The organism is Phyllobacterium sp. 22229 (assembly GCF_052056495.1).
Taxonomy (GTDB): Bacteria; Pseudomonadota; Alphaproteobacteria; order Rhizobiales; family Rhizobiaceae; genus Phyllobacterium; species Phyllobacterium myrsinacearum.
Genome location: NZ_JBQEPA010000023.1, coordinates 87,737 through 94,593 on the forward strand (window position 1 = coordinate 87,737; position 6,857 = coordinate 94,593).

Annotated in this window: 8 protein-coding genes; 5 read left to right on the top strand and 3 right to left on the bottom strand. The window is 57.2% G+C overall.

All coding sequences use genetic code 11. The annotated features are described in order from the left end of the window. Nucleotides 1-62: 62 nt before the first annotated feature. Complete coding sequence (gene argB, locus ACTJJ7_RS23345; RefSeq protein WP_105737814.1) at nt 63-956, top strand: acetylglutamate kinase; 894 nt, start codon at nt 63-65, stop codon at nt 954-956. Here the strand turns inward: argB and ACTJJ7_RS23350 are convergent, their stop codons facing one another. Then, nucleotides 957-1,439, bottom strand: coding sequence for an Lrp/AsnC family transcriptional regulator (locus ACTJJ7_RS23350; protein WP_105737812.1), 483 nt, complete (start codon nt 1,437-1,439; stop codon nt 957-959). It lies immediately after the preceding gene. 121 nt (nt 1,440-1,560) lie between these two features. Between ACTJJ7_RS23350 and phhA the strand changes: the two genes are divergently transcribed. Further along, nucleotides 1,561-2,394 carry a phenylalanine 4-monooxygenase gene (gene phhA, locus ACTJJ7_RS23355; RefSeq protein ID WP_105737810.1) on the top strand — a complete coding sequence of 278 codons (834 nt, stop codon included), beginning with the start codon at nt 1,561-1,563 and terminating at the stop codon, nt 2,392-2,394. Nucleotide 2,395: 1 nt separating this feature from the next. Here phhA and ACTJJ7_RS23360 read toward each other — a convergent pair whose 3' ends face one another. Next, entirely contained in the window at nt 2,396-3,073 is a 678-nt protein-coding gene (locus tag ACTJJ7_RS23360) for a GGDEF domain-containing protein (RefSeq protein WP_207223273.1), read from the bottom strand. Between the two features lie 240 nt (nt 3,074-3,313). On the opposite strand from ACTJJ7_RS23360, the gene ACTJJ7_RS23365 reads away from it, so the two are divergent. Together ACTJJ7_RS23365 and ACTJJ7_RS23370 are read left to right on the top strand one after the other, a co-directional pair. After that, nucleotides 3,314-4,039 (top strand): pyrimidine 5'-nucleotidase, encoded by a 726-nt coding sequence (locus ACTJJ7_RS23365; RefSeq protein WP_105737806.1) that lies wholly within the window; start codon nt 3,314-3,316, stop codon nt 4,037-4,039. Beyond that, nucleotides 4,036-4,908, top strand: a complete 873-nt coding sequence (locus ACTJJ7_RS23370) for a DUF817 domain-containing protein (protein WP_440968977.1) — start codon at nt 4,036-4,038, stop codon at nt 4,906-4,908. The genes ACTJJ7_RS23365 and ACTJJ7_RS23370 overlap by 4 nt, the downstream gene beginning before the upstream one ends. Here the strand turns inward: ACTJJ7_RS23370 and ACTJJ7_RS23375 are convergent. Further along, nucleotides 4,893-5,735 carry an LOG family protein gene (locus ACTJJ7_RS23375; RefSeq protein WP_105737802.1) on the bottom strand — a complete coding sequence of 281 codons (843 nt, stop codon included), beginning with the start codon at nt 5,733-5,735 and terminating at the stop codon, nt 4,893-4,895. The genes ACTJJ7_RS23370 and ACTJJ7_RS23375 overlap by 16 nt on opposite strands. Before the next feature lie 153 nt (nt 5,736-5,888). On the opposite strand from ACTJJ7_RS23375, the gene dapD reads away from it, so the two are divergent. Then, complete coding sequence (dapD, locus tag ACTJJ7_RS23380; protein WP_105737800.1) at nt 5,889-6,743, top strand: 2,3,4,5-tetrahydropyridine-2,6-dicarboxylate N-succinyltransferase; 855 nt, start codon at nt 5,889-5,891, stop codon at nt 6,741-6,743. Nucleotides 6,744-6,857: the final 114 nt, after the last annotated feature.

Here is a 6,857-nt window from a genome sequence, read left to right on the forward strand (position 1 = left end):
CCCATGGCCGTCTTTAGGGTTATGAGACCCCCGTCCTTTTTAAGCTGGAGCTTGCTTCCCCCATGTCCGAGACTGAGCACACCGCAGAAATTCAGGCAAGCCTTCTCTCCGCGGCACTTCCGTATATGCAGCGGTACGAAAACAAGACCGTTGTCGTGAAATATGGCGGCCATGCCATGGGCAATGTGGAGCTCGGCAAGGCTTTCGCCCGCGATATCGCGCTGTTGAAGCAATCCGGCATCAATCCGATCGTCGTCCATGGCGGCGGTCCGCAAATTGCATCCATGCTTGCACGCATGGGTATCGAATCGAAGTTTGAAGGCGGTCTGCGCGTCACCGATGCGAAGACGCTTGAAATCGTCGAAATGGTTCTTGCCGGTTCGATCAACAAGGAAATCGTCGCGCTGATCAATGCGGAAGGCGAATGGGCCATCGGCCTGTGCGGCAAGGATGGCAATATGGTCTTCGCGGAAAAGGCCAAGAAGACCATTGTCGATCCCGATTCCAATATCGAGAAGATCGTTGACCTTGGCTTTGTCGGTGAACCGGTTGAAGTGGACCGCACGCTGCTTGACCTGCTTGCCCGCTCGGAGATGATCCCGGTCATAGCTCCAGTTGCGCCGGGACGTGACGGCCATACCTATAATATCAATGCCGATACCTTCGCAGGCGCCATTGCCGGTGCTCTGGCCGCTTCGCGCCTGCTGTTCCTGACCGATGTTCCCGGCGTTCTCGACAAGGACAAGAAGCTCATCAAGGAACTGTCCGTCGGGCAGGCCCGCGCCCTCATCAAGGATGGCACGATTTCAGGCGGCATGATTCCCAAGGTCGAAACCTGCATCGACGCGATCAATCGCGGTGTCGAAGGGGTCGTCATCCTCAACGGCAAGACCCCGCATTCGGTCCTGCTTGAGCTTTTCACCGAACGCGGCGCGGGAACGTTGATCGTTCCCTGATCAGCGCTTGAGGTGGTCGAGCGGAATTTTGCCCGGCCCCTTGATGTTCTGCAGCACGAGTTGAGTGTGCACATCGCGCACGCCCTTCAGGCGCATCAGACGGTGCATGACGAAGTCGTTGAGATCATCGACGGTGGGCACCATCACGTGTAGCAGGAAATCGTGCTCGCCGGTCATTGTCCAGCACGATGATACCTCGTCCATGCGCTGTATTTCCGTGATGAACCGTTCCGGCGAGTCATCGCTGTGCGATGTCAGCCGGACCTGAACGAAGACCTCGACCATGAGCCCGATGGACCGGCGGTCGATCACGGCGGCAAAGCCTTTGACGACACCCGTTTCCTGCAGGGCGTCAAAACGCCGGCCGCAGGGCGTCGCCGAAAGCCCGATGGCTTGTGCAAGATCGGTGATCGGCACCCGGCCATTGTCGCGCAGAACCTGCAGCATCTTGATTTCAAATTCGTCAAATCGAGGGGATGTCACTTGTTTTTCTCCGAAATATTATATTTTCCTCTCAAGATTGTGGTCCATTGAGACAATAAGGTCAAATTCACTCGATTTTCCGGAGTATTCTGGATGCTGGAATGGAATCGAGGAGGAATTCATGACCATCAGCGTCGAGGCTTATGCCCGCGAATGTGCAGCACAGGGGTTGCGCGGCGACTATCATGCCTGCCAGCCGGATTTTACCGTTGAACAGCAATATGACTACTCGGCGGAAGATCAGGAGGTGTGGCGCACCTTGTGTGACCGTCAGACCAAGCTCACGGCGCGGCTTGCCCATCACAGCTATCTCGACGGCGTCGATGCTCTGGGGTTGCTCGACCGTATCCCCGATTTCCATGAAGTAAGCGAACGGCTGCGCAAATTGACGGGCTGGGAGATCGTGGCCGTCCCGGGCCTTATCCCGAACGAGCCGTTCTTCGACCATCTTGCCAACCGCCGCTTCCCGGTTACCAACTGGTTGCGCAGCAAGAAGGAGCTGGACTACATCGTCGAGCCGGACATGTTCCATGACTTCTTCGGCCATGTTCCCATTCTCAGCCAGCCGGTGTTTGCCGATTTCATGCAGCTCTACGGCGAAAAGGGTGCTGCCGCGGTTCGGATCGGCGGAGAACAGATGGTGGCGCGGCTATACTGGTATACGGCTGAATTCGGCCTGATGCAGGAGGAGGGCGCCGCACTCAAGGCTTTTGGCGCCGGCCTGATGTCATCGTTCAGCGAATTGCAATTTGCTGTCGAAAGCCCGGATGCACATCACGTCCCGTTCGATCTGGAAACGGTGATGCGGACCGCCTACGAGATTGACAAGTTCCAGCGCGCCTATTTTGTTCTCCCAAGCTTTGCCGCGCTGCGGGACGCCTTTGAAACCGCTGATATGGCTGCCATTGTTGCCCGGTGGAAAGACAGCCCGCCGCTGGACCCATCGGCGATTTAGGTCAGGCTGCGGTTTTCATCGCCGGTTTCACGATGACGCAGTTGCGGCCATTGCGCTTGGCCTCGTAAAGCCTGCGATCGGCGGTCTGGAAATGATCGGCGATCGTCCCTGTCGAGACGTCGATCACCCCGCCGATACTGACGCTGAGCGGAACACGCTCATTTTCCGGCGTCTTGAAATCAATCAGCGTCACATCTTCGCGAATGAGTTCTGCAATGGCCCGAACCTCGTTTTCGCGTTCCGTGGCCAGGAAAACTGCAAACTCTTCGCCGCCGATGCGGCCGATGCTGTCATTTTCGCCGATGCTGCGTGCAATGCAGTGGGCAATGGCGGTCAGCGCGCCATCGCCATTGTAATGGCCGTGCTGGTCGTTGATTTTCTTGAAATGGTCCGCATCGATGATCAGCAGGGATCCTGGCATCTGCCTGCGGACCCTGTCCACATGGGTGAAAAACGCTTCACGGTTGAGCAGGCCCGTCATGCTGTCGCGCGAGGCTTTTTCCAGCAGCTTGGCATTGGTTTCCTCAAGCTGCTGCATGACCTGGCTGAGTTGGAGCAGGGTCACGCGCAGCCGCTCGGACTGCCTGAACACCATCAGCGAGATCGGCGGGGTGATTGTCAGCGGACAGATTGTGGCGATCACAAAGCCCATTTTGTTGTGCATGTCGAAAGCACTCATGATGCTCCCGGTAATCAGCAAAGAACAGACAATCGCGATAAGTGTGACCAGCGCACATTTGTACAGAATTCTGAACATTTCACCCCTGATGCTGCTACTCCAGTACTATGCGGTATTCATGAAGCTGCTGTTAGCGGAAAATGTAAAAACGGTCGTAGTTCGGACTTTTTTCGTCTATTGAGTCGATAAGGCAACACACGGCCTGTCCCGTTACCGATGTCCCTGCAATGGCGAGTATGCATGACGAAAAATCCTGATCCTCTGAATTTTGCCCATGTAACGGACTGGGTGTTCGATCTGGACAACACGCTCTACCCGCATCATTCCAATCTGTTTTCGCAGATCGACGTGAAGATGACTGGCTATGTTGCCAATCTCCTGCAGCTTTCCCATACGGATGCTCGCCAGCTGCAGAAGCAGTTCTACAAGGATTACGGGACAACCCTCAAAGGCCTCATGGATCGCTACAACATCGATCCGGACGATTTTCTGCAGAAGGTCCACGATATCGATTATTCCTGGCTGGTTCCCGATCCGGCATTGGCCATGGCGATCAAACATCTGCCGGGGCGCAAGTTCATCTTCACCAATGGTGACCGCGGCCATGCCGAGCGGGCGGCGCGGCAACTCGGCGTCCTCGATGAGTTCGACGATATTTTCGATATTGTTGCTGCCGAACTGATGCCCAAGCCCGCGCGGCAGGCCTATGACCGCTTTCTCGATCTGCACGGCATCGATGCCAAGAGCAGCGCCATGTTCGAGGACCTCGCGCGCAATCTGGTCGAGCCCAAGGCGCTCGGCATGAAGACCGTGCTGATCGTTCCGCACAATTTCGAGCCGACGTTCTCCGAGATATGGGAACGTGATCCGGACTACACCGATCACGTTGACTATGTGACCGATGATCTGGCGTCGTTTCTCAATGCGATCCAGCCGGGACAGGTCCGCACGGGTATGCCTGCTTGAAGCGATTTACATCCGTCGAAGCCATTATCGATGCTGCGGCGCACCGCGTCCTCGCCCGGCTCCCGCAGTCGGGCGTCTGCGGTGGTCTTGTCGAGTTCCTGGTCTTTGGCATCAAACAGGCCTGGGCCTGCCTGTTCGGCGGTGCATTGCTTGCAATCATCATGCTCACGCGCCTCTATTGGCCTGAAGGCAGCGCAATCCCCCGCTATGACTTCCTGTTCCTTAGCGCCGTCGCCATTCAGCTGGGCATGCTGGGGTTCAAACTGGAAACCTGGAGCGAGGCCAAGGTCATCTTGATATTCCACATCGTCGGGACGGTGATGGAAATCTTCAAGACACAGGCAGGCTCGTGGATTTATCCCGAGCCCAATGTCTTTCGCATTGGCGGCGTCCCGCTGTTTTCGGGGTTCATGTATGCCGCGGTCGGCTCATACATGGCCCGTATCAACCGGATTTTTGATATCCGGCTTGAACGCTACCCGTCATTCGCGCTGACGCTCGTGCTGGCCATGGTGATCTACGCGAATTTTTTCACCCATCATTTCCTGCCCGATATCAGGATTGTGCTCTTTGCCGCCACCGTCCTGCTGTTCTGGCGAACGACGATGTACTACCGCGTTTTCCGGTTTCGTCACCGAATGCCACTGCTCGTGGCATTCCTGCTGGTCGCCTTGTTCATCTGGGCCGCTGAAAACATCGGCACGTGGTCGAGAGCCTGGATTTACCCCGCGCAGGCCGATGGCTGGACGCTGGTTTCCTTTGCCAAATTCGGCTCCTGGTATCTGCTGATGATCATCTCCGTCGTGCTTGTGACATGGATTCATCCGCCTCGCGGCCGCGATGAGGCAGAGGATCAGGGCAGCTCGTAGAACGTCTTGATCACGCCCCATGCCTCTTCGGCGTCATCGACAAAGGTGATCAGTTCCCTGTCGGACGGCGAAATGACCCCCTGTTCGGCCAGGAATTCAAAATTGATCGCCTTTTCCCAGAACGACCGGCCGAAAAGAAGAACCGGGATGCGCTCCATGCGCCCCGTCTGGATCAGTGTCAGCGTCTCGAATGTCTCGTCCATGGTGCCGAAGCCGCCGGGGAAAATCGCCAGCGCCTTGGCCCGCATCAGAAAGTGCATTTTCCGGATGGCAAAATAGTGGAAGTTGAAGCAGAGCTCCGGCGTCACATATTCGTTCGGCGCCTGTTCGTGCGGCAGGACGATGTTGAGGCCGATTGTCGGCGCTCCGATATCGGCTGCGCCGCGATTGCCGGCCTCCATCACGCCGGGGCCGCCGCCGGTAACAACCACAAACTCGCGGTTGTAGGTGGTCGCGGAATAGGTCGAGCATAGCTGGGCAAACTTGCGCGCCTCGGCATAATAGCGCGAATTGGCTTCAAGGTTCTTCTTCTGCACGTCGTTTTTCGCCGCCCAGGCCTCGCCGCCGGGCTCGGGAATACGGGCGCCGCCGAAAAGCACGACCGTCGAACGGATACCCCGTTCGGTCAGGGCCATTTCCGGTTTGAGCAATTCAAGCTGCAGCCGCACCGCGCGCAGATCGCGGCGTGTCATGAATTCCGGATCGGCAAAGGCAAGACGATAGGTGTCCGATTGTGTCTGCGGGGTCTCGGGAGCGGTCTCTACCCGCCGTACGGCTTCTGTCGAGTGGGAAAATGGCGTCCAGCCGTTTTTTTCATCAGTATTCAATTATATTCTCCTTCTGCGGACGCAAGTGACGCTTACAGACATTAAATCCTATTCGTCGTCCAACATTGTGACGCTGCGATTGACCCTCTCACAGACTTATCCTACTAGGCCTTACATCAGCCTTAACCGCCCGTGCAATGGAGTGACCTGAAAATGTCCAAGCCCGACCTGGCCAGTCTTGAAAAGACCATCAACAAGGCCTTTGACGAACGCGATGCCGTGAACACCGAAACGCGCGGCGAAATACGCGATGCGGTTGACACATCATTGCTGCTTCTCGACAGCGGCGAAGCCCGTGTTGCCGAACGGCAGGCGGACGGCACATGGACGGTCAATCAGTGGCTTAAAAAGGCAGTGCTCCTTTCCTTCCGTCTCAATCACATGGGCATCATCGACGGCGGGCCCGGCGGCGCACCGTGGTGGGACAAGGTTCCCTCGAAGTTTGAAGGCTGGGGCGCGACCGAGTTCAGCAAGGCGGGCTTCCGCACGGTGCCGAACGCGATTGTCCGCCGTTCGGCCTATATTGCTCCCGGCGCCATCCTGATGCCGTCCTTCGTCAATCTCGGCGCCTATGTCGGCGAGGGAACGATGGTGGATACATGGGCCACGGTCGGCTCCTGCGCGCAGATCGGCAAGCATGTGCACCTTTCCGGCGGCGTCGGCATTGGCGGCGTTCTCGAACCCATGCAGGCAGGCCCGACCATCATTGAAGACAATTGCTTCATTGGTGCCCGCTCGGAAGTGGTCGAAGGCTGCATCGTGCGCGAAGGTGCGGTCCTCGGCATGGGCGTGTTCATCGGCAAGTCGACAAAGATCGTCGACCGCGCCACGGGCGAGATTTTCTACGGCGAAGTTCCGCCCTATTCGGTTGTTGTCGCGGGTACCTTGCCGGGCAAGCCTTTCCCTAACAATGAACCGGGCCCGAGCCTCTATTGCGCGGTGATCGTCAAACGCGTCGATGAGAAGACCCGCTCCAAGACCTCGATCAACGAGTTGCTGCGCGACTGATTAGACGATTTATATCTGGACAGACGCAGATTCTCGACAGAAGCTGGTACCCAAGCCGATTCCATTTCCGCTGAGGTACCAGTATGACTGTGCAGGCTTCCCCTCTGACCAGCG

Bases quoted from the DNA above. Each gene is read 5' to 3' on its own strand.
- argB (WP_105737814.1), top strand. From the start codon at position 63: ATGTCCGAGACTGAGCACACCGCAGAAATTCAGGCAAGCCTTCTCTCC.
- ACTJJ7_RS23365 (WP_105737806.1), top strand. From the start codon at position 3,314: ATGACGAAAAATCCTGATCCTCTGAATTTTGCCCATGTAACGGACTGG.
- phhA (WP_105737810.1), top strand. From the start codon at position 1,561: ATGACCATCAGCGTCGAGGCTTATGCCCGCGAATGTGCAGCACAGGGG.
- ACTJJ7_RS23360 (WP_207223273.1), bottom strand. From the start codon at position 3,073: ATGAGTGCTTTCGACATGCACAACAAAATGGGCTTTGTGATCGCCACA.
- dapD (WP_105737800.1), top strand. From the start codon at position 5,889: ATGTCCAAGCCCGACCTGGCCAGTCTTGAAAAGACCATCAACAAGGCC.